21 protein-coding genes are annotated in these 20,531 nt (G+C 72.1%); 15 read left to right on the top strand and 6 right to left on the bottom strand.

Going from position 1 to position 20,531, the window contains the following annotated elements; genetic code table 11:
* Positions 1 to 47: 47 nt before the first annotated feature.
* The 3 genes from KDN32_RS05855 (at position 48) to KDN32_RS05845 (ending at position 3,091) form a co-directional block, all read left to right on the top strand.
* Positions 48 to 1,193, top strand: coding sequence for a DegT/DnrJ/EryC1/StrS family aminotransferase (locus tag KDN32_RS05855; protein ID WP_211731121.1), 1,146 nt, complete (start codon positions 48 to 50; stop codon positions 1,191 to 1,193).
* 25 nt (positions 1,194 to 1,218) lie between these two features.
* Positions 1,219 to 1,911, top strand: a complete 693-nt coding sequence (locus tag KDN32_RS23225; protein WP_211731120.1) for an acyl-ACP--UDP-N-acetylglucosamine O-acyltransferase family protein — start codon at positions 1,219 to 1,221, stop codon at positions 1,909 to 1,911.
* A 67-nt stretch (positions 1,912 to 1,978) separates the two neighbouring features.
* Positions 1,979 to 3,091: a DegT/DnrJ/EryC1/StrS family aminotransferase gene (locus KDN32_RS05845; RefSeq protein ID WP_211731119.1), complete on the top strand. Its 1,113-nt coding sequence runs from the start codon at positions 1,979 to 1,981 to the stop codon at positions 3,089 to 3,091.
* Between the two features lie 76 nt (positions 3,092 to 3,167).
* On the opposite strand, the gene KDN32_RS05840 is transcribed toward KDN32_RS05845, so the two are convergent.
* Complete coding sequence (locus KDN32_RS05840) at positions 3,168 to 5,132, bottom strand: DUF7657 domain-containing protein (protein ID WP_211731118.1); 1,965 nt, start codon at positions 5,130 to 5,132, stop codon at positions 3,168 to 3,170.
* A gap of 218 nt (positions 5,133 to 5,350) precedes the next feature.
* Between KDN32_RS05840 and KDN32_RS23220 the strand changes: the two genes are divergently transcribed.
* From KDN32_RS23220 to KDN32_RS22805, 3 genes are read left to right on the top strand one after another with little or no spacing between them, the layout of a single operon-like run.
* Positions 5,351 to 6,556 carry a glycosyltransferase family 4 protein gene (locus tag KDN32_RS23220; RefSeq protein WP_211731117.1) on the top strand — a complete coding sequence of 402 codons (1,206 nt, stop codon included), beginning with the start codon at positions 5,351 to 5,353 and terminating at the stop codon, positions 6,554 to 6,556.
* Positions 6,557 to 6,608: 52 nt separating this feature from the next.
* A complete protein-coding gene (locus KDN32_RS05830; RefSeq protein WP_211731116.1) occupies positions 6,609 to 7,532 on the top strand; it encodes an NAD-dependent epimerase/dehydratase family protein in 924 nt (307 codons plus the stop codon).
* Between the two features lie 7 nt (positions 7,533 to 7,539).
* Positions 7,540 to 7,974 (top strand): acyltransferase, encoded by a 435-nt coding sequence (locus KDN32_RS22805; RefSeq protein ID WP_307853758.1) that lies wholly within the window; start codon positions 7,540 to 7,542, stop codon positions 7,972 to 7,974.
* 16 nt (positions 7,975 to 7,990) lie between these two features.
* Here KDN32_RS22805 and KDN32_RS05820 read toward each other — a convergent pair whose 3' ends face one another.
* Positions 7,991 to 8,944: a Gfo/Idh/MocA family protein gene (locus KDN32_RS05820; RefSeq protein ID WP_211731115.1), complete on the bottom strand. Its 954-nt coding sequence runs from the start codon at positions 8,942 to 8,944 to the stop codon at positions 7,991 to 7,993.
* Positions 8,945 to 9,155: 211 nt separating this feature from the next.
* Between KDN32_RS05820 and KDN32_RS05815 the strand changes: the two genes are divergently transcribed.
* Positions 9,156 to 10,082 carry a lysylphosphatidylglycerol synthase domain-containing protein gene (locus KDN32_RS05815; RefSeq protein ID WP_211731114.1) on the top strand — a complete coding sequence of 309 codons (927 nt, stop codon included), beginning with the start codon at positions 9,156 to 9,158 and terminating at the stop codon, positions 10,080 to 10,082.
* A gap of 29 nt (positions 10,083 to 10,111) precedes the next feature.
* On the opposite strand, the gene lhgD is transcribed toward KDN32_RS05815, so the two are convergent.
* Positions 10,112 to 11,332 carry an L-2-hydroxyglutarate dehydrogenase gene (lhgD, locus tag KDN32_RS05810; RefSeq protein ID WP_307853757.1) on the bottom strand — a complete coding sequence of 407 codons (1,221 nt, stop codon included), beginning with the start codon at positions 11,330 to 11,332 and terminating at the stop codon, positions 10,112 to 10,114.
* A gap of 124 nt (positions 11,333 to 11,456) precedes the next feature.
* Between lhgD and KDN32_RS05805 the strand changes: the two genes are divergently transcribed.
* The 5 genes from KDN32_RS05805 (at position 11,457) to KDN32_RS05785 (ending at position 16,465) form a co-directional block, all read left to right on the top strand.
* Positions 11,457 to 12,029 (top strand): hypothetical protein, encoded by a 573-nt coding sequence (locus tag KDN32_RS05805; protein ID WP_211731113.1) that lies wholly within the window; start codon positions 11,457 to 11,459, stop codon positions 12,027 to 12,029.
* Positions 12,026 to 14,599 (top strand): rhamnan synthesis F family protein, encoded by a 2,574-nt coding sequence (locus KDN32_RS05800; RefSeq protein ID WP_211731112.1) that lies wholly within the window; start codon positions 12,026 to 12,028, stop codon positions 14,597 to 14,599. Before KDN32_RS05805 ends, KDN32_RS05800 begins: the two co-directional genes overlap by 4 nt.
* A 122-nt stretch (positions 14,600 to 14,721) precedes the next feature.
* The gene (locus tag KDN32_RS05795; RefSeq protein WP_211731111.1) at positions 14,722 to 15,123 is read left to right on the top strand and encodes a hypothetical protein; all 402 of its coding nucleotides are present in this window, start codon (positions 14,722 to 14,724) and stop codon (positions 15,121 to 15,123) included.
* Entirely contained in the window at positions 15,120 to 15,665 is a 546-nt protein-coding gene (locus KDN32_RS05790; protein ID WP_211731110.1) for a GrpB family protein, read from the top strand. Before KDN32_RS05795 ends, KDN32_RS05790 begins: the two co-directional genes overlap by 4 nt.
* 38 nt (positions 15,666 to 15,703) lie before the next feature.
* Positions 15,704 to 16,465, top strand: a complete 762-nt coding sequence (locus tag KDN32_RS05785; RefSeq protein ID WP_211731109.1) for a RibD family protein — start codon at positions 15,704 to 15,706, stop codon at positions 16,463 to 16,465.
* Here the strand turns inward: KDN32_RS05785 and KDN32_RS05780 are convergent.
* Positions 16,450 to 16,716, bottom strand: coding sequence for a hypothetical protein (locus tag KDN32_RS05780; protein ID WP_211731108.1), 267 nt, complete (start codon positions 16,714 to 16,716; stop codon positions 16,450 to 16,452). The genes KDN32_RS05785 and KDN32_RS05780 overlap by 16 nt on opposite strands.
* Positions 16,717 to 16,765: 49 nt before the next feature.
* Between KDN32_RS05780 and KDN32_RS05775 the strand changes: the two genes are divergently transcribed.
* Together KDN32_RS05775 and KDN32_RS23215 are read left to right on the top strand one after the other, a co-directional pair.
* A complete protein-coding gene (locus tag KDN32_RS05775; protein ID WP_211731107.1) occupies positions 16,766 to 17,200 on the top strand; it encodes a hypothetical protein in 435 nt (144 codons plus the stop codon).
* Positions 17,197 to 17,610: a GNAT family N-acetyltransferase gene (locus tag KDN32_RS23215; protein WP_211731106.1), complete on the top strand. Its 414-nt coding sequence runs from the start codon at positions 17,197 to 17,199 to the stop codon at positions 17,608 to 17,610. The genes KDN32_RS05775 and KDN32_RS23215 overlap by 4 nt, the downstream gene beginning before the upstream one ends.
* Here the strand turns inward: KDN32_RS23215 and KDN32_RS05765 are convergent.
* Positions 17,547 to 18,863, bottom strand: coding sequence for an MFS transporter (locus KDN32_RS05765; protein WP_211731105.1), 1,317 nt, complete (start codon positions 18,861 to 18,863; stop codon positions 17,547 to 17,549). The two genes, KDN32_RS23215 and KDN32_RS05765, sit on opposite strands and share 64 nt — an antisense overlap.
* Before the next feature lie 362 nt (positions 18,864 to 19,225).
* Between KDN32_RS05765 and KDN32_RS05760 the strand changes: the two genes are divergently transcribed.
* Entirely contained in the window at positions 19,226 to 19,660 is a 435-nt protein-coding gene (locus KDN32_RS05760) for a hypothetical protein (RefSeq protein WP_211731104.1), read from the top strand.
* 430 nt (positions 19,661 to 20,090) lie between these two features.
* Here KDN32_RS05760 and KDN32_RS05755 read toward each other — a convergent pair whose 3' ends face one another.
* Positions 20,091 to 20,354, bottom strand: coding sequence for a hypothetical protein (locus tag KDN32_RS05755; protein WP_211731103.1), 264 nt, complete (start codon positions 20,352 to 20,354; stop codon positions 20,091 to 20,093).
* Between the last annotated feature and the right edge of the window lie 177 nt (positions 20,355 to 20,531).

Genomic DNA, 20,531 nt, shown 5'->3' with positions numbered 1-20,531 from the left:
CGCCACACCCGGCTCGCATCCGCGGCCACACATCCGGAAGGTCTCGTATGAACGCCACCCGTCAGGTCGCACTCGGTCAGCCCACGGTGGGCGAGGAGGAGATCGAGGCACTGCGCGAGGTGTTCGCGAGCGGCTGGCTCTCCGGAGCCGGCCCGACCTGCGTGGCCTTCGAGGGCGAGCTCGCCGCGAGCGCCGGCACGGCCCACGCACTGGCGACGTCGAACTGCGGCTCGTCGCTGCACCTCGCGCTGCAGGTGCTCGGCGCGGGCCCCGGCGACGAGGTCATCGTGGCCGACTACACCTTCCCCGCGACCGGTCACTCGGTCGTGTGGACCGGCGCGACCCCGCGCTTCGCCGACGTCCGCCCCGACACCGGCACGATCGACGTCGACGCCGCGGCCGCGCTGGTCAACGAGCGCACCGTCGGCATCATCGCGGTCGACATGGTCGGCCAGCCAGCCGACTACGACGAGCTCAACGCGCTGGCTCGCCGCCACGGTCTCTGGGTGGTCGAGGACGCCGCGTGCTCCGCCGGCGCGACCTACAAGGGCCGCCCGGCCGGGAGCCTGGCCGACCTGGCCGCCTTCAGCTTCCACGGCCGCAAGGGGATCACCGCCGGCGAGGGCGGCGCGCTGGTCGGCGACGACACCGAGAAGATGGACCTCGCCCGCAAGCTGCACACCTACGGCATCGCGCCCGCCGTGAGCCGCGAGGGCTCCGCCGGCCTCGCCGTCCCGTCCTTCGACACCGCCGGCTACAACTACCGGATGTCGGACGTGCAGGCGGCGATGATGCGCGTGCAGCTCAAGCGGCTCCCCGACCTGGTCGCGGCCCGCACCGCCGCCGCCGCCGGCTACGCCGAGCGGCTCGGCGACGTCGAGGGCATCGACCTCCCCGTCGTCGGCGAGGACCGCACCCACCCCTACCAGTCCTACCTCGTCACCACCCACGACTCCGTCGACCGCGACGCCGTCGTGGTGGCGCTGCGCGAGCGGGGCGTCGGCAGCAACTTCGGGACGTACGCCTCCCACGTCCAGCCCGTCTACGGCACCTCGGACGTCTGCCCGGTGTCGGCGCACCTGTTCACCTCGCAGTTCGCGCTCCCGATGCACGCCAACCTGGTGCAGGACGACCTCGACTACGTCGCCGAGCAGCTGCGCGCCGTCCTCGCCGACCCGGCCGTCCGCCGCTGACCCGGCGCAGAGGAGCACCAGCCCCGTGAGCAACCGGATCCACCCCACCGCCGTCATCGGCCCCGAGGTCACCCTCGGCGAGGACAACGTCGTCGGACCCTTCTGCGTGCTGCAGGGCCGGGTCACCCTCGGCGACGGCAACTACCTCGCCTCCCACGTCGTCATCGGCGGCGCCGCGGAGGTCCGCGGCCACGACATGACCGCGTCGTGGGAGGAGCCGTTCGACGGCAACCCGGTCGTCATCGGCTCGCGCAACGTGTTCAAGGAGATGGTGACGGTCAGCGGCGGCTGGGCCCACGAGACCTCCGTCGGTGACGACGGGTTCCTCATGTCGAAGGCCCACGTCAACCACGACTGCCGCATCGGCGACGAGGTCACGATCTCCGCGATGGTGGTGGCGGCCGGTCACGTGAGGATCGGCGACGGCGCCAACCTCGGCCTCGGCACCGTCGTGCACCAGCGGCTCACCGTCCCCGAGGGCTCGATGATCGGCATGCAGTCCGCCGTCACCCGCGAGCTGCCGCCGTTCGTGGTGAGCATGGGCGTCCCGGCCCGACCGGCCCGCCTCAACACCTACCGCCTCGACCGCCTCGGCGTGCCGGCCGAGCAGCACGCGCCCCTCGCGGCCGTCCTGCTCGAGGGCTCGCGCGACACCTCCGCGCTGCAGGACCCGCTGCGCGGCCCCGTCGAGGCCTGGCTCGAGCGCACCGCCGGCTGACCCCGGCCCCAGTCCCCCGCACCAGTCCCCAGCACCAGCAGCAGACGCCAGCACCGAAAGGCACCACATGTCCGCCGACTCCCTCCCGTTCATCCCGCCCGCCAAGCCGATCGTCGGCGACGACGAGCGCGCTGCCGTGGACCGCGTGATGCGCTCCGGCATGATCGCGCAGGGCCCCGAGGTCGCCGCCTTCGAGCAGGAGTTCGGCGCCGCGGTCACGGGCGGCCGCACCGCCGTCGCGGTCAACTCCGGCACCTCGGCCCTGCACCTCGGCCTGCTGGCCGCGGGGATCGGCCCGGGCGACGAGGTCATCGTCCCGTCGTTCACCTTCGCCGCCACGGCCAACTCCGTCGCCCTCACCGGCGCCACCCCGGTCTTCGCCGACGTCGAGGCCGACTACTTCTGCCTCGACGCCGACAGCGTCCGCGCCGCCGTCACCGAGCGCACCGCGGCGATCATGCCGGTGCACCTCTACGGCCACCCGGCCGACGTCGACGCGCTGCAGGCGGTCGCCGACGAGCACGACCTGCGGCTCTTCGAGGACGCCGCCCAGGCCCACCTCGCGACGTGGAAGGGCGCCCAGGTCGGCACCTTCGGCGACTTCGCGATGTTCAGCCTCTACCCGACCAAGAACATGACCTCGGGCGAGGGCGGCATGGTCTCCTGCGCCACCGAGGAGATCGCGCGGATGGTGCGCCTGCTGCGCAACCAGGGCATGGAGCGCCAGTACGCCAACGAGGTCGTCGGCTTCAACGCCCGCATGACCGACATCCACGCCGCCATCGGCCGCGTCCAGCTCACCAAGGTCGAGGGCTGGACCAAGGTCCGCCAGGACAACGCCGCCTACCTGGACCGCCACCTCGAGGGCGTCGTCGTGCCGCCGGTGGCCGCCGACGCGACGCACGTCTACCACCAGTACACGATCAAGGTCGACGGCGACGAGCGCGACCGCATCGTCGCCGCGATGCGCGAGGAGCACCAGGTCGGCTCGGGCGTCTACTACCCGATCCCGAATCACCAGCTCGCGTCGCTCACCCGCTACGCCGAGGGCCTCGAGCTGCCGGTGACCCAGCAGGTCGCGCGCGAGGTCATCTCGCTCCCGGTCCACCCCTCGCTCACCGAGGCCGACCTCGAGCGGATCGTGACCGCGGTCAACACCACGGTCCGCGCGGGCGCCTGAGGCCCGAGCCACGACGGACGAGCGGCCGGCACCCTCCGGGGTGCCGGCCGTTCTGCGTCTGCAGGGTGCGGTGTGGTCAGCCGCGGTCGCGCAGGGCGTAGACGTACTGGGAGCCACCGTTCCACGTGAAGGTGCGCATCGGCCGGACGCACGGGCCGGGGATCTCGAGCGTCGAGACGACGTAGCCGACGTCGAGGTCGCTCTCGGCCAGCCAGCACGGGTGCGCGTGGATGACGATGACGTCGGGGGCCGCAGCCTCGACCCACGGCGCGTCCCGCTCGCCGTCGAAGGCGACGTAGAGGTAGCTCGCCCCCCGGTTCCAGACCTCCTCGTACTCGTGGTCGGGGTCGACCTTCTCCCACTCCGAGACGATCGGGCCGGTGACCTGGTTGCCGGTCAGCGTCGGTGCTCCGTTCGCGATGAGCAGGGCGTTCGCCGCCATCGAGTTGGTCGCGACGAGGGTGCCGTCGGTCTCTGCCCGGTCGGCCAGCGAGCGAGCCGCGTCGGCGGCGGGGCTGGTGCGCAGCTGGCCGACACCGTGGACGACCGGGTTGGTGTCGGCCCCGGCGAGCAGGCACACCACCAGCGTCCCGGCGACGGGCCAGGCCCGGGTCGGCCAGCGGGTGACGGCGTAGGCCACGCCGGTCGTGGCGAGCACGGACAGCCAGACCTGCCAGGTCGGCACGGTCGGGATCAGTCGCTGGACGTCGCCCACCCCGAAGGCGGTCACGGCCGCGGTCACGGCGGCGGCACCGGTCGCGAGCCGGGCCGTGGAGCCCTCGAGCCGGGAGGCCAGCAGGACGAGGAGCAGGGCGGCGGGGTAGCCGACGGTCTGCGCGGCGCGCACCGGCAGCACCGAGCTGAGCAGCGGCAGGTGCTCGCCGACGGCACCCCACGGGACCATCGCCCACGAGCTCCACAGCCCGGTGGCGACGGCGAGGGTGACGATCGCGCCGCGCTGGGCGGTCGTCGCGCCGGTCCAGGCCCGGCGCCAGATCACGACGGCCCACAGCCCGCACACGAGGAAGGCCGAGGAGATCTCGCTCTGGTTGAGGATGGTCGGACCGTCGGACGACTCCATCTCGAACAACCCCGGACCGCCGAACAGCTGCGCGGGTGTCTGGGTGGCGCCGGTGACCCGACGCAGGCCCGGGTAGACCGTGTTGAGCTCGGCCGACAGGGAGGCGGCGTTCTCCAGCAGCGTGCCGGCCAGCACGGCGATCGAGACGAGAGCGCCGGCACCGATCGTCAGCAGCGCCGGGCGCCGGGTGGTCCGGTCGGCCACGAGGTAGACGCCGGTCGCGACGACCAGCGGCACGCCGAGGGTCAGCGACCAGGGCACGTAGTAGGTCACCAGGCGGGCCAGCATGATCCCGGCCAGCCCGGCCTGGAGCACGGCCGTGACCCGACGGCCGGCGACCATCCGGTCCCGCGCGAGGAACAGCAGGTAGCTGCCGGCAGCGGCGAACGCCATGATCCGCACCGGCATGAACGACCACCACAGCGACGCGGGCGCGAGGAAGACCAGGACGACCCCGAGCCAGGACAACGGCCGGTTCGCGCCCAGGCGCCTCAGCAGCGGCGGCAGCGAGAGCACGAGCAGCAGCCACGGCCAGGCACGGAAGGCGGCGAAGAGCATGGCGTCGGGAAGCCACTCCCCCAGCCGCAGCAGGTTGCCCTCGTGGAACAGCACGGACTCCACGACCTGCCCGGACGAGATCTGGTAGATCAGGTCGGGGTCCTGGGAGAGCGCGGGCGCGGTCGATGATCCCGTGGCGAGGACGGACAGGTCGATCGGCGCCTGGGTCAGCCACTCGTCGCTGCGGATCGGCAGCGGGTCGCCCCACTGGTCGGCGCCGCTGGCGTCGCCGGCGACCGAGAGCAGGCCGAGCGAGGAGGTGGTGAGGCCGCCGAGCGTGATCACCGCGTAGGCCAGCAGCGGCAGCAGCACCTCGAGCCGATCGGCCCACGTGCCCCGCAGGCGCCAGCCCGGGGTCGCCGGCGCGCGCTCGGCGCTGCGCGCCGTGGTCGACGCGGTCACGGTGGTCGGGTCCGTGGAGGGCTCGGGCAGAGTCGTCGACTCCCCTGACGTGCTGGTGATGACGGCCTCCCCATGTCGCGGTCCGAGCGGCGGTCAGGCTACTGCACCTCGCCTGCGGTCCGGACTTCCGCGACGACCCGCGATCGATTGGGAGGTGGGTGTGCGACCTCGTTATGGTGAGCGGGTTTGTCGGCGCCAAAATCGATCGGGGTCCCTGAGTGCGCATCGTCGTGGTGAACAACTTCTACCCGCCGCGTGTGGGAGGCAGCGCCCACCTCAGCGACGCCCTCGCGCGTGGCTACGCAGCCCGCGGGCACGAGGTGCTCGTCGTCACCGCGGCCTACCAGGACGCGCCGGCGGAGGAGTGGCGCGACGGTGTCCGGGTCGTCCGCTTCCCGGCGTTCGTGCTCCCCGAAAGCCGGCTGGCGGTGTCGTTCGACATCTCCTTCGCCACCCGGCCCAGCCTGCGCCGCCGCCTGGCCCGCCTGCTCGACGACTTCCGCCCCGACGTGATCCACCAGCACGGGCAGTTCATGGACCTGACGTGGGCCACCGGCGCCTACGCGCGACGCAACGACATCCCGGTGCTCCTCAGCATCCACACCCGCCTGGAGAACCCCGCGGCCGCCTACCGGCACGCGTTCCGCTTCCTCGACGCCACGCTCGTCGCGCCGCGCCTGCGGCGCTACCGCCCGTCGCTGGTCGTCATGGACTCCTACATGGACGACTACATCAAGGAGCGCTACGCCGGCCGCTTCCGCGACCTGGTGGCCATCCCCGTCGGCGTCGACCCCGCGTGGGTCCGTGCCGGCGACGCCGCCCGCGGCCGCGAGCTCGCGGGCGTCGGCCCGGACGCGCCGATCATCCTGTCCATCGGCCACGTCATCCCGGTCCGCGACCGGCTCGGCGTCGTCGAGGCGCTGCCCGCCGTCCTGGAGCGCCACCCGGACGCCCGCCTGGTCGTCGTCGGGCGCGTCTACTACGACCTGTTCCTGCAGCGCGCCGAGGAGCTCGGCGTCGCGCACGCGGTGACCGCCCTCGGGGCGATGCCCAAGGCCGACATCCCGCACCTGCTCGCGGCCGCGACCGTGGAGACCCACGAGCAGGGCCTCGGCCTCGGCACGGCGACCCTGGAGTCGATGGCCGCCGGCACGCCGGTGGTCGCCTGGGGTCGCATCGACAACTTCCCCGGCGTCCCGATGGTCGACGGCGACGACATCTTCATGTGTCCGCCCGGCGACGTGTCCGGGCTGGCCGAGCGGATCACCCTCGCCCTCGACGACCCCGAGGCGACCCGCGTGGTCGGCGAGAAGGCGGCCGCGATCGTCGACGAGCACTTCGCGCTCGAGCGGGTGCTCGACAAGCACCTCGAGGTCCTCGAGGGCCTCGCCGCCGCCCCGGCGCCCGCCTCGGCCGGCCGCTGACCCCCGCACTCCCCCGTACCCACCGCACCATCCACCTGAGGAGAACCATCAGATGAGCTCGAAGGAAACCGTCTTCTTCACCGGCGGTGCCGGCTTCATCGGCATGCACGTCGTCCCCATGCTGCTCGAGAAGGACTACAAGGTCCGGATCTTCGACAACATGTTCCGCGGCGACCGCGACGCCGTCGCGAAGCTCGGTGACGACGTCGAGCTCATCGACCAGGACGTGCGCTACGGCGGTGCCGTGCACGCCGCGATGAAGGGCTGCTCCAAGGTCATCCACGCGGCCGCGGTGTCGATCAACAAGAGCCAGGCCGACCCGTACGAGTCGATGGACATCAACATGATCGGCAACCACAACGTGTTCGCGGCCGCGGCCGACCACGGCGTGGACCGTCTCGTCTACTGCTCCTCCGCGTCGGTCTACGGCGACCCGGAGCGGCTGCCGATGCACGAGGACGACAAGCTCCTCCCGATCACCCCCTACTGCATCGCCAAGCGCGCCGGCGAGGACCTCCTGGCCTACTACCAGCGTCGGGCGAACCTGTCGTGGGTCGCGCTGCGCTTCTTCAACGTCTACGGCCCCGGTCAGAAGACCACCGCCTACTACACGTCGGTCATCAACCACTTCGTCAACCGGATCAAGAACGGCGAGCCGCCGGTCATCGACGGCAAGGGCGAGCAGTCGATGGACTTCATCCACGTCCACGACATCGCGCGCTCGGTCGTGCTGGCGCTGGAGTCGGAGCAGGCCAACGTGCCGGTCAACATCGGCACCGGCATCGACACCTCGATCGCCGACCTGGCCCGCATCCTCATCGACGCCGTCGGCGCCGACGTGGAGCCGCAGTTCAACCCCCGCGACGTGCTGGTGAGCCGCCGCGCGGCCGACACCACCCGGGCCAAGGAGGTCCTCGGCTTCGAGCCGACGATCGACGTGCGCACCGGCATGACCGAGCTCATCCGCGGTCAGTGACCCGAGCGTGAGCGCCGGACTGCCGCCCAACCCCTGGAACGAGCACGCCTGGGTGGTGGGCGAGCCCGTCGTCGGCGAGGGCACCTGGATCGGTGCCTTCACGATGATCGACGCCTCCGGCGGACTCACGATCGGCCGGGGGTGCGACATCTCCTCCGGCGTGCACATCTACACCCACTCCTCGGCGAAGCGGTGCGTCTCGGGCCGCCGCTTCGCCGAGGTGGAGCGGGCGCCGGTGACCATCGGCGACCACGTCTTCATCGGCGCGAACGCCGTGGTCAACATGGGCGTCACGATCGGCGACGAGGCCGTGGTGGGCGCGGGCGCCGTCGTCACGGCCGACGTGCCCGCCCGGGCCATCGTCGGCGGCGTGCCGGCGCGTCAGATCGGTCGGGTCGACCTCGACGACCCGACCGACCCGAGGTTCGTCACCGGGTCCTGAGTCACCGGGTCCTGAGTCACCGGGTCCGGAGGACCTCGTCGACCACGCGGTGGGCCGGCAGGATGCTGGCCCGCTCGGCGTCGACGTCGACCCGGCCCTCCACCAGCTCGACGAAGTGGGCCAGCTGGGACACCAGCGGCTCGGCGCCCCCGATCTCGGGGACCTCGATCTCGGTGAACTGGCGGAAGCCGACGAAGTCGTCGTCGGGCTCGATGCTGGAGTGGCGATAGCTGGTCAGCCCGCGGCGCAGCAGGTCGATCTCGATCATCCGGTCGAGCTCCTGGATGACCATCGAGCGCACCTTGACCTGGCCGAGCCGGCTGGCCGACACCGACGCGATGCCGCCTCCGGTGAACCGGACGCCCGCCTCCACGACGTCCTCGGCGCCCGGGACGCTGCTCGGGTGGAACTGGCCGACGCTGACGTCGAACGACTCGGGCTGCTGCTCGCCGAACGCGCGGACCACCAGGTCGACGTCGTGGACCAGCAGGTCCCAGGCGACGCCGGTCTTGATGCGCGGCGCGTAGGGCGAGTGGCGCTGGGCGCGGACGTAGACCGGCTCGTCGATCATCCTCATCGCGGTCATCACCGCCGGGTTGAAGCGCTCGAGGAAGCCGCACATCAGCGGGGTGCCTGCCGCCTCGGAGGCGCGCACCAGGTCCTCGGACTGCTCGAGCGAGGGGCACAGCGGCTTCTCGACCAGCAGCGGCCGTCCGGCGTCGATGACCTGGGCGGCGATGTCGTGGTGGGCCTCGGTGGCCGCGGCGACGACCACGGCGTCGAAGCCGCCGATGCCGTCGAGGTCGGGCTGCCACGCGGAGCCGTACTGGTCGGCCACGGCCCGGCCGCTCTCCTCGTGCGGGTCGATGACCGCCGCGAGCTCGGTGCGGGGACCGGTGGCGATGACGCGCGCGTGGTTGCGTCCCATGGACCCGGATCCGACGAGGGCGATGCGCAGTGCTCCAGACATGGCCCGCACCTTATCCACGCCCCTCGTTTTGACCACATCGCGACCCCGTGGGGCAAGATGGCGGTCCGGACGGCGCCATCCGCGCGCGTGCGTCCGCCACCGGTGGCCCTCGGGAAGCGGCCGCCCGACGAAAGGATCCGCCACGTCCGCCGAAGTCCAGCCCGCGCACACCCTGCGCGGCCGGCTCATCCACTGGGCGCGCATCCTCCTCGTGGTCGCGGTCGTGCTCGCCGCCGGCTACGCCCTCTGGTCCAACCACGAGGTCGTGCAGGAGACGCTCGCCGAGCTGTCGTGGCACGACTGGCTGCCGTCCTTCGTCGCGCTGCCGATCGCGATCCTGCTGTCCACCTGGAGCTGGCAGCTGCTCGTCGACGAGCTCGGTGAGCCGATCGGCGTCGCCCGCGGTGCCCAGATCTTCCTCGTGGGTCAGCTGGGCAAGTACCTCCCCGGCTCGGTGTGGGCCTACCTCCTGCAGATCGAGCTCGGCCGCCGCGCCGGCCTGGCCCGCGCGCGCATCTTCACCGCCACGCTCTTCTCCCTGGCCGTCGCGGTCGTGGCCGCCCTGCTGGCCGGCTCGCTGGTGCTCCCGGGCTTCGTGCGGGACTACGAGGCGCTGCGCGGACTCGTCTGGCTCTACCTGCTCCTGCCGATCGGCATCGTGTGCCTGCACCCGCGGATCCTGCAGTGGATCGTGTCGATGGGGTTCAAGGTGCTGCGCCGGCCGCAGCCCGACCACCCGGTGCGGATGCGGGCGATCGCGCTGTCCCTGCTGGCGGCCGTGGCGTCCTACTGCTTCTTCGGCGTGCACCTGTGGCTTCTGGTCCGCGGCGTCTCCGACGTCGACGGCAGCGGGTCGTTCCTGCTCGTGTGCATCGGCACGATGGCGATCGCGATGATCTCGGGGCTCTTCTTCTTCCTGCTCCCGTCCGGGGCCGGGGTCCGCGAGCTGGTCATCGTCACCGCCCTCGCCCCCACCATCGGGTCGGGAGAGGCGATCGCCCTCGCCGCGGTCTCCCGCGTGCTGATCATCCTGGCCGACGTCGTCACGGCCGCGACCGCGGCCGGCCTGGGGTGGTGGGAGCGGCGCCACTTCGGCCCGATCCCGCACGACCAGGGCGTCGACGACGACGAGGTCTGAGCCCCGCCAGGGCCCCGCTCGATCCGGGCTCAGGCCCCGGCGAGGTCCGGTCGCTCGATGCCGTCGACGCGGTCGACGATCAGCCCCGCGATCGGCAGCGCCGACGTCGCGGCCGGCGACGGTGCGTTGACCACGTGGAGGGTGCGCGGGGTGTCGCGCAGCAGGAAGTCGTGGACGAACGAGCCGTCGCGCATGACCGCCTGAGCGCGGATCCCGGCCTCGCGCGGCGTGAGGTCGTCGAGGCGCAGGTCGGGGCAGTACTTCTGGCACAGCCGCAGGTAGCCGCGCTTGGACACCGAGTTCCACATCTCCCTCGCGCCGGTGCGGACGTTGGCGCGCGCGACGTGCCACATGCCGGGGAAGGTGACGATGTCGCGGAAGTCGCGGCGGTCGAAGGAGAGCTTGGGGTAGCCCTCGCGGGAGAGGCCGAGGACGGCGTTGGGGCCGACGTTGAGGCCGCCGTCGACGGTCGGCGTCAGGTGGACCCCGAGGAACGGCAGCTCGGGGTCGGGGATCGGGTAGACGAGGGTGTCGACGAGGTCGGCGCGCTCGGGGCGCACGTCGTAGTACTCCCCACGGAACGGCACCATCGCGAAGTCGACCTCGATGCCGGCCATCGCCGCGACCCGGTCGGCCTGCACCCCGGCGCAGAACACCACGTGCGAGCCGCGGACCTCGCCCCGGCTGGTGGTGAGGACGACCGCCTGCGCGGTCTCCCGGATGCCGAGCACCCGGGTGTCGCGCATCAGCGTGCCGCCGGCGGCCTCGACCAGCTCGGCGAGGCGGCGGTTGATCATGCCGTAGTCGGTGATGCCGGTGGCGGAGACGAAGAGTGCGCCGAGGCCGGCCACGTGCGGCTCGCGCTCGCGCAGCTCGGCGGCGGACAGCACCGTCGCGTCGATCTGGTTGACCTCGGCCCGCTCGGCGAGCGCGCGCATCCCGGCGAGCTCGCGCTCGTCGGTGGCGACGAGCAGCTTGCCGATGCGCCGCCACGGGATGCCGTGCTCCTCGGCGAACGCCTCGGTCGCGGCGGCGCCGGCGCGGCACAGCTCGGCCTTGAGGCTGCCGGGCTGGTAGTAGATCCCCGAGTGGATCACCCCGCTGTTGTGCCCCGTCTGGTGCCGCCCGAACTCCGACTCCTTGTCCAGCAGCAGCACGCTGCGGTCGGGGTGGCGCTGGCTGAGCGTCCAGGCGGTCGCCGCGCCGACGATGCCGCCGCCGACGACGACGTGGTCAAAGGTGTCGGGCACCGGGTCCTCCAGCGGTGGGTGTCAGGTCCGGCGACAGCATAGGTAGTCCGCACCGGCCGCGACGACAGCGGGGCGCGGGGCCGGGACGCCCCCCGGACCGGGGCCGAGGGTAGGGTGCTGCACCGTGGAGACGCGGGGAGACCAGAGCGACGAGGCCCTCCGGCTGGCACGCGCCGAGAAGGCGCTGCGCCAGTCGGGGCGCGAGCTCAAGTGGTGGCAGATCGAGCTCGAGCACACCGCCGAGGACCTCCAGCGCGCGCGTCGCCAGCGGGCCCGCCTGCGCGACCAGGTCGACGCTCTGTCCGACGCGCTCGCCGCGTCACTGTCCGCCTCCTACTGGGCCGCCCAGGAGCCGGCGTCGGGTGTGGGCCGGCTGCTCGGTCGCGGTGGCGCGGACCCGGAGGCCGAGCTGGTGCGCGAGGTCGAGGCCAACGACCTCTTCGACGGCGGCTGGTACCTCCGCTCCCACCGCAAGGCGGTCGCGTCGGGGCTGAGCCCCGCGCTCCACTACGTACGCCACGGCAACCGCAAGCGCCTCGACCCCGGCCCGCGCTTCAGCACCGCCCACTACCTCGAGCGGCACCCCGACGCGGCCGACGGGCTGCCGGCGCTGCTGCACGCCACCCGCCACGGCAACCTCGGTGAGCCCAGCCACCAGGACGCCGCCGCGTCCCCGGCCAACGACGTCCACCTGTGACGGGCGACGCCCCGGCCGGCGCCGCGCTGTCCGCCGCCGAGTTCACCACCCGCTGGCACGCCTTCGTGGCCCGCTGGGTCGAGGCCGACGACGCCGCGCGCACGCGCCTGCTCGACGACGCGATGCGCGACGGCCTGCCGGCCGCCGAGACGCCCGATCCGGTCGACCCGGACGCCGTCCTCGCCGCCGAGGTGGAGGTCGTCCGTGCGAGCGGCGTGTTCGACGAGTTCGGCTACATGTGGCACAACCCCGACCTGCGCTGGCACCTGTGCCACGGCCCGGAGCAGGCGATCCACTTCGCCGAGCGCGGCTGGCACGAGATGCGCCACCCGTCCCCCGGCTTCGACCTCTGGTACTACACCAACGCGCACCTCGACCCCGAGGACGACGCAGTCAACCCCGTCGTCCACTACGCGCTCGAGGGTCGGCGCCACGACCTCGCGACCCTGCCGCCGGTGCGCGAGAAGCCCGCGCCCGCGGCGCCCCGTGAGGCGCCTCGGCGGGTGTGCCTCTTCGCGGGCTTCGACGTCGACGGCGTGGTGGACCCGACGGTCGTGACCTACCTCGCGGACCTGAGCCGGTTCGCCGACATCTACTACCTCGCCGACTGCGAGCTCGAGGAGGGCGAGCTCGAGAAGCTCGCGCCCCACACCAAGGGTGCCTGGGCGATCCGGCACGGCCGCTACGACTTCGGCTCGTACTCGATGCTCGCCACCGAGCTCGTCGGCTGGGACGTCATCGACACCTACGACGAGATGATGCTCGCGAACGACTCGGCCTGGCTCGTCCAGCCGCTCGACCGGGTCTTCGCCAAGATGGACGCCACGACCTGCGACTGGTGGGGCCTCCAGGCGACCTACGAGGACTTCGACGTCACCGACTTCGAGCGGCTCGGCCGGCCGCTGGCGCTCGGCGAGGTCGAGGACCAGATGCGCCAGCAGGACCTGTGGCGCTACTCCGACTTCATCCACGTCGGCTCGTACTTCCTCGTCTACCGCCGCCGGGTGCTGCAGGACCCGGAGTTCCGACGCCGGCTGGACACGGTGGCCAAGCAGCGCGACAAGACCGCGATCATCCTCAAGTACGAGATCGGCTTCTCCCGCTACCTCATCCTCGAGGGCTACCACCTCGCGACGTTCGTCGACGGGATCCTCCCCTACCACCCCGTCTACCGCGCGACCGCCTTCGACGTGCTGGCCGACGGGTTCCCGCTGCTCAAGCGGCAGTTCCTCTACGAGAACCCCTTCTCCGCGCCCGACCTCAAGCACTGGAAGTCGCGGGTGCTGGAGAAGGCGCCCGCCGCCGATGTCGAGTCGATGGAGCGCAACCTGCGCCGGATCGCGCCGGCCTGGAGCCTGCACCGCAGCTTCGCCATCCGGTCGGGCCCCGACGGCACCGCCGTCCTCCCCGAGCCGCTCGGGTCGGACACCTTCGCCGACGAGGACCGCTGGGTGCCGTCGTTCGACCACTGGTGGGGCTTCCCCGCCGACCCCCGCACCGGGCTGCTGTCGGGCGCGGTGCGCGCGGTCTTCGACGCGGTGCGCGACGACGCCTCGGTGAAGAAGATCGTGCTCGAGGGGTCGCGCCCGCTCGACGCGTCCGGCCAGAACGTCGTGCGGGTCGCCACGGAGAGCCCGCCCGGACAGATGTACAGCCTGCGGATGGGCACGATCCTGACCCACGTCGGCCCCCGGTCGGACGTCAACCACCCGCTGTCACCGCGCCACCACCGCTTCACCCAGCTCGGTCGGCCCGCCGGGCTGGCCGCGCCCGACGTCGGGCTCGCGGGCAGCGGCGACACCTGGGGCCTGCGCGACCCCGCAGCGGTGCGGCTGGACGACCAGCTCACCCGCGTCGTGGTGACGTCCGGCCCGGCAGGATCCGACGCCGCCGCCGGCCTCGAGCGCGTCGACGCCGACGGGGTGTGGGCCCTCGGCTCCCCGCGGATCGACCTGCTGGTGCGGGAGGAGGCGAGCCTCGCCAAGGAGCACGTCGGCGAGATCGGCCGGCTGCGCCACCTGCTCGGCGGCCGACGGCTGGTCGTGGTCGAGCCGTGGGACCGACCGGTCCACCTGTCCTCCCTCGCCGACTGGGCGCAACAGCACCCGGAGGTCGCCGTCGGCGTACGCCGCCCCGGTTCCGAGTCGAGCCCGCTTCCGGAGCCGCTGCTCGACCTCGGCGACGAGCAGCTGATCTCCGACTCGGCCAGGAATCGCCAGCCGGTGCACCCCGAGACCGCGTGGCGCCTCGCGGACGTGCTCGTCTCCGGCTCCGCGGCGGACCTCGCCGACTGGGCCGTGCTCGCGCGCCCCGCGGTCAGCATGCTGGCTGCGGACGACGCGGCGAAGGTGCCGCTGCCGGCCGTCTCCTCCGAAGGCCTCCTGCCTGCGATCGATGCGGCGCTCGGCTCCGCCCCCGACCCGGCCTACGTGTCGTGGGGGCGCGCGCTGCACGTCCACAGCGACGGGCACGCCGCCGAGCGGGTCGTGCTGGCGCTCAAGCGCACCTACCAGCCGGTCGACGAGTGGCTGGCCGAGGAGGCCGCGTTCGAGGGTGGCGCGGGGGCCTGACGCCCTGCGCCCCGCCGCGTACGCCCGCACGTGCGGCGGTCGTGGCCCTCGTCCGGCCGTTTCGGGGACGACATCCGCCGCACGTGCGCGCCTCGACGCCGACCGCTGGCTACGGTGACGCGGTGGACATGGAGGTGCGGCAGGTCGACGAGCGGGACAGCTCGTGGGAGGACGCCGCACCCCGGTTCCGGGTCTACCTGCACGACAGCGGCGAGGTCTCGACCCACGGGTCCACCGACACCTACGACGTCACCGGCGCCGACGTGATGCAGGTCGTCGACTGGGCCCAGCAGCAGGCCGGGGACCGGCTGACCTACGCCGTGGCGCTGGTCGTCGACGACGAGGCGCGGGAGCGGGCGAACCCCGGCCACGGCCGCGGGCTGGTGTGGCTGGTGGGGATGGACGGCAACGACAGGACCGAGGACGGGTCGGCCGAGCGGGAGGTCCAGCAGCGGATGCTGCTGCGGCGGCAGCACCCCGTCGGGGTGCCGGCCCACGACCGTGCCTCCGAGGACGTCGGATGATCTGGTCCGCGCGCTACCCGTCCGACGGGCTGGTGCCGTTCACCCCTCGATGGGCCGAGGACTACGCGACGATGACAGCCGGGCTCCGCCGCGACCTGGGGCCGGCGTGGGAGCTGGAGCACGTCGGCTCCACGTCAGTGCCGGGACTCGCCGCCAAACCGGTGATCGACGTCGCGATCCGGGTCCCCGCGAACGCTGACGTGCCGACGTACGACGCGCGGTTCGTCGCGGCGGGCTGGACCGCGCCGCGGCCGCTCGGCGACCACACCGCCAGCTTGCTTCTCGAAGGGGAGGTGCGCCGCGCGATCGCCCACCTGTTCACCGCCGAGCAGTGGGACGAGGCGCACGTACGCCTGTTCCCCGACTGGCTGAGGCGCCACCCGGCGGACCGCGACGCCTACCAGCAGCTGAAGACCCGCCTCCTTGAGGACGGAGCGTGGGAGTCCGGCGACTACACAGCCCGCAAGACCGCGTTCGTGACCGACATCGTCAACCGCGCCCGTGCGGAACGCGGGCTCGCTCCCGTCACCGGCTCGCTGTAGCCCGCTCGACTGTCGGTCGCCGCCCCTACGGTCGAGCGATGAGCGCACCTCGCCCGCACCGGCCCCGGGTCGTGATGACCACCACGGCGAGCGTCGACGGCCGGGTGACGCTGTCGCCGTCGGAGCGGCTGCTGCAGCCCGACGTCGCCCGGCGGTGGCGCGACGCGTGGCCGCCCGACGTCGAGCCGCTGCTCGAGCAGCGGGAGCGCTGGATCCGCGAACGCCACGCGCCGACCGTCGTCCTCGAGGGGAGCGGCACGTTCGTCGCGCGCGACGCCGTCTCGCGGTGGAGCGGCCCACCGGCGGGCGCCGGGCGACCCGACCACGTCCCGAGGTCCACGCCGCGGGTCTTCGCGGTCGTCGACGGTCGCGGTCGCGTCGACTGGTCCTACACGGGCGACGACGAGACGTCGCTGGTGGTCCTCGTCTGCTGGGCCACCCCCGCGGAGTACCTCGACGAGCTCGAGCGGCGGGGCGTCGCCCACCTCGTCGTCGGCGACCGGACCGTCGACCTCGCGGTCGCCCTCCAGCGCCTGGCGACGACGTTCGGTGCCACCGCCGTCGTCGCCGATGGCGGTGGCGGCATCAACGGCGCGCTGCTGCGCGCCGGGCTCGTCGACGAGCTCCACGTGGTCACGTTCCCCGCCCTGGTCGGCGGCCTGGGCACGCCGTCGTTCCTCGACGGCGACCCCCTGGCACCGGGTTGCCACCCCGTCCTGCTGCGGCCCGCAGGCCACGTCCGGGGTGACCACGGCAGCACCTGGGAGTGGTGGGACGTGGTCCGTCAGTCCGCGATGTAGCCGGTCTGCGGGTCGATCTGCCGGAGGAACGACCTGATGCTGGCAACGAGGTCGTGGTCCTCGATGTCCGGCGCCTTCCTCGGCACCTCGTCGGCGGCCGAGGCGGTGACCTGGACGCCGCACGAGAACCCGTAGCCGGCGTTGGGTCCGCTGACCCAGTCGACGTCGAACCCCTGCTGGTGCTCGCTCGGCCGGACCTCGAAGACCTCTCCGTCGACCTCGAGTCGGTGCGCAGGCGGTCGTGGGTCCACGAGCCATGTATATCGCCTGGGTCGCGGACGAGGCGGGCATGATGACGCCATGGCGCGGGGGACGTGGGTGCTGGTGGGCGCGGCGGGGCTCGCGGCGATGGTCGTCGCCAGCGCGTGGGCGCCGCTCCAGCCGGAGCTGATAGACACCGGCGGCGCGTGCCAGCTCGCGCCGTGCGGCACGCTGGAGGACCCCGAGAGATGGCGTCGGGCGTGGTTGCTCTGGTGGGCAGGTGCGTCCTTCGCCGCGCTCGCGGGCGTGTTCGTCCTGGGACCGAGGCAGCCGGGACCTCGCGAGGTCCTGCGGCTCGTGGTGTCCGCCGTGCTCCTCGTCCTGCCGCTCGCGCTGGTGACCCTGGTGCTGTCGGTGCTCACCTCGGTGCACGGTGTCGCCACCGCCGCCTCGCTGCCCCCGCTCGCGGGACTCGCGGTGCTGGGGTCGTGGGTACGCGGCTGGAGGGACGCCCGCCTATCCTCGACCGGGTGACTGCCACTCCCGACGAGCTCGTCGGGACGCCACCGACGCTGGCGGACTACCTGCACCTCAGGGCCGCCTCCGGGCTCACGCCGAGGTCCGAGGCCCAGGGCAGGGGCGCGGTGACCGGGAGCTGGCGGTGGAGCGTCGTGCAGCACGAGGGACGAGCCGTCGCCATGGGTCGCGTGATCGGCGACGGAGCGTGGTACTTCCACATCGCCGACATGGCGACGCTGCCCGAGCACCAGGGCCGCGGGCTGGGCCGCCGGGTGCTGGCCGACCTCCTCGCGCAGATCGACGACGCCGCCCCGCCGGATCCCTACGTGACGCTCATGGCCGATGCTCCGGGCCGCCGGCTCTACGAGTCGATGGGCTTCGTCGAGACGGCGCCGAGGTCGCTGGGCATGCGCCTGGCGCGTTGATCCGCGCGTACGGACGCTGAGGTGGGTCGGCGACTGCTGGACGGCTCGCCAGTACCGGGCTCGGTGCGCAGCAGCCACGCCGTGTAGGCGGCACATCCGACGAAGACGAGTCCGGCGATCCCGAAGGGTGTGGCGAGCCCGGAGGCCGAGGCGATGGGGCCTGCGATGGCCGCTCCGACGACGAGACCGAGGAGTCCGGAGAGCTTGAACAGGCTGTTCTGCCGTCCGCGCATGGCATCGGGGACCAGTCGCTGACGCAGTGACACCACGCAGATGTTCCAGACCGTCACGTGGAAGATGTACGCCGCCAGCAGGAGGGCGGCGACATAGGGGCTGGTGGTGACGTAGAGACCGAGCATGGTGATCGCCCCGAGGGCGAGAGCCCCCGGCACGAGGAGTCGGTAGCCGAGTGCCTGCCTCATCCTGGCGGTGGAGGTGGAGGCGAGGAGGCCACCGAGGGACGAGACGGCGAGGATCAGGCCGTAGCCGGCAGGAGTGACACCGAGGGTGTCGGTGGCGTAGAGGACGATGATCGAGAAGGTCATCATGTACGCGACGCTCGCGAGGCCACCGGTGACGGCCAGGCCGAGGAGCAGCTGCTGGCCGCGAATCCACGTGGCACCTGCCGCCGCGTCGCGCCACATGGACGGGCGCTCGGCCGCGGCCTCCTCGGCCGCTGCCGGGCGCGGCTGGCGCGGGATGGCCAGGAACAGCAGCCCCGCCGCCGCGTACAAGCCCCCCGTCGCAGCGAGAGGCGCGGCCACTGCGAGAGCGAACAGGAAGCCTCCGAAGGGAGGGCCGACGAACTCGTCGGCCACCAGCTGAGCGGTGGCGATCCGGCCGTTCGCACGGTCCAGGTCGTCCGGCCCGACGAGGTCCGGCAGGACCGAGATGGCGGCGTTGTCAGCCGCGATCTCCATCATCCCGACCAGGGCGAACGCGACGTAGAGGAGCAGCAACGACTCGACACCGGCAGCAAAGGACAGCGACAGCGCGAGGAGGATCAACCCCCTGAGCACGTTCGGCAGCCACATGAGCAGCCGCCGATCCACCCGGTCGACGACGACCCCGACGGGCACGACCAACAGGATCCGGACCGCGGAGTACACCAGCGCCAGTCCGGCGATCGCGGTCGGGTTCGTGGTGATGGTCGTGGCAACCAGTGGGATCGCCACGAACGCCACGCCGTCGGCCATGTTGCCCGCAGCGTTCCCGGCCCACAGCCACCGGAAGTCGCGCCCGAGTGAAGACATGCGTCGAAACTCTCACGGCAGTCGGACAGGTCCTAACGGATGACCGACATCGGTACATGTGCGCACCAGCAGCGGCACGAGCGGATGTTGGCAAGCTGCCCGTTCTGGTACACGTGTCCGACCTGTCGCCCTCTGTCCAGCAGCTCGAGGACAGGATCTCGGACACGTGTACGACGCGGCCTCACCGGGGCCGCACGTGCACCGCTGGTCTGTGGACACCTGGACCGCTGAGCGACGTCCGCCGATCTGCGTGCTAGGACGACCTGATCGCGCGTAGAAGCGGTATCCGCGTGACCCGCTGAAACCCGTGGAACCCTGTCGCCATGAGGCGCCGAGTCCAGCTGGAAGTCCTCGACCTGGGCGTGAAGTGGGACGCCGGTGCGCCGTTGCCGATGCTCATCGCGGGTGCCCGCAGCGCGATCGTGCTCTGCTACGAGTCCTTGGCGACGGGTGTGGACGAGCACGTCATCGAGATCCGCTTCGAGGGCTGCTCGAACGTCCGGATGGGGCATCCGAACGACGAGGTCCTGCACGGACACCCGTTCTGGGGAAGGGGTCTCTCGTTCGACGAGGCCCACGTCGTCCACAACTCGCCATGGCTCGAAGAGCACCGTCGAATCAACTCGGTCCACGACTACCACTCCGACGCCACGTGGGACGGCCTCAACCACTACTTCCTCGCCTTTCATGACGAAGTGGTGGAGGCACTGGCGACGGACATCTCGGCGCGACGGGTCAGCGGCGACATGCCGACAGAGTCCTCCCGCGTAGCCGCCGAGGTGGCCGCGGGCCGATAGTCACGTCGACAGACCGTTCATCGGCAGGTCCGTGAGCTCATCACCGGCAGATCCGGGCCGTTACTTGTAGTCGAACGAGTATCACCACGCGAGGGTGTCGACTACAGCGGGCGGCGCCTCTGGGTGCCGCGACCTGAACTCCTCGGTGGCCCGGTCTGTCATCGCGTTGAGGTCCGATTCCCTCAGGTGCGCCTCGAAGCGGTAGAAGTCGGCTGCAGGGACCGGAGCGTCGTGAGCAAGTCGAGCCCTCGGGCCTCCCCGAACTCCTCAACCAGCGCTGCGTCGTCGCGGCCAGGCCGCGATCGGGTCCCGCGACCGGTCCAGAGCATGACGGCCTCGACCAGATCGTCCTCGGTCACGGTGCGAGTATCACCCCCGTGGACGCACGCTCATCGGCAGATGCGCCGCGCAACGCGGCGACCGGGGGCGCCTATCGACCCAGCTGCTGGTCCAAGGCTGTCTTCCAGTTCTCGGTCGCCAGACCTGCGTTGACGAGGACGTCCCGCCAGTCGACCCGAGCCAGCTCGGCCTGTCGTGCGACTTCGCGCGCGTCGCCGTCGGCGACCAGCACGATCGCTGCTTGCACCCTCTCGGACTGAGAGGCACGTACGACAACCCGGGTGACGGTTTCTGCGACGTCCGGGTTGAAGTCGTGCTCGATCCGTCGAGCGAGTCGACGCGATACCGGAGCCATGCGCCGATGCTGCCACTCTTTCAGCGCGGCCGCTGAGACCGCATCTCGGCTGCTTGTTCCATTGACCTAGGACTGGTGCCTGGCGAGGCTCGGTCCAGGCGCCCGGGTTGTCGTTCTCATTTCGGCTGCCCACGCTGGTCGTGTGGCTCTCATCTGGCCTGCGCAGCCCGGGCGTCG

Source organism: Nocardioides palaemonis (genome assembly GCF_018275325.1).
Classification (GTDB): Bacteria; Actinomycetota; Actinomycetes; order Propionibacteriales; family Nocardioidaceae; genus Nocardioides; species Nocardioides palaemonis.
The sequence above is the reverse complement of the archived record's forward strand: the minus strand, read 5'-3'. Positions and strand labels throughout refer to the sequence as shown.

Coding starts and splice junctions, on each gene's coding strand:
- KDN32_RS05785 (WP_211731109.1), top strand. CDS start 15,704: ATGAGCGCACCTCGCCCGCACCGGCCCCGGGTCGTGATGACCACCACG.
- KDN32_RS05765 (WP_211731105.1), bottom strand. CDS start 18,863: ATGTCTTCACTCGGGCGCGACTTCCGGTGGCTGTGGGCCGGGAACGCT.
- KDN32_RS05775 (WP_211731107.1), top strand. CDS start 16,766: ATGGCGCGGGGGACGTGGGTGCTGGTGGGCGCGGCGGGGCTCGCGGCG.
- KDN32_RS05820 (WP_211731115.1), bottom strand. CDS start 8,944: ATGTCTGGAGCACTGCGCATCGCCCTCGTCGGATCCGGGTCCATGGGA.
- KDN32_RS05755 (WP_211731103.1), bottom strand. CDS start 20,354: ATGGCTCCGGTATCGCGTCGACTCGCTCGACGGATCGAGCACGACTTC.
- KDN32_RS05830 (WP_211731116.1), top strand. CDS start 6,609: ATGAGCTCGAAGGAAACCGTCTTCTTCACCGGCGGTGCCGGCTTCATC.
- KDN32_RS05790 (WP_211731110.1), top strand. CDS start 15,120: ATGATCTGGTCCGCGCGCTACCCGTCCGACGGGCTGGTGCCGTTCACC.
- KDN32_RS05845 (WP_211731119.1), top strand. CDS start 1,979: ATGTCCGCCGACTCCCTCCCGTTCATCCCGCCCGCCAAGCCGATCGTC.
- KDN32_RS05855 (WP_211731121.1), top strand. CDS start 48: ATGAACGCCACCCGTCAGGTCGCACTCGGTCAGCCCACGGTGGGCGAG.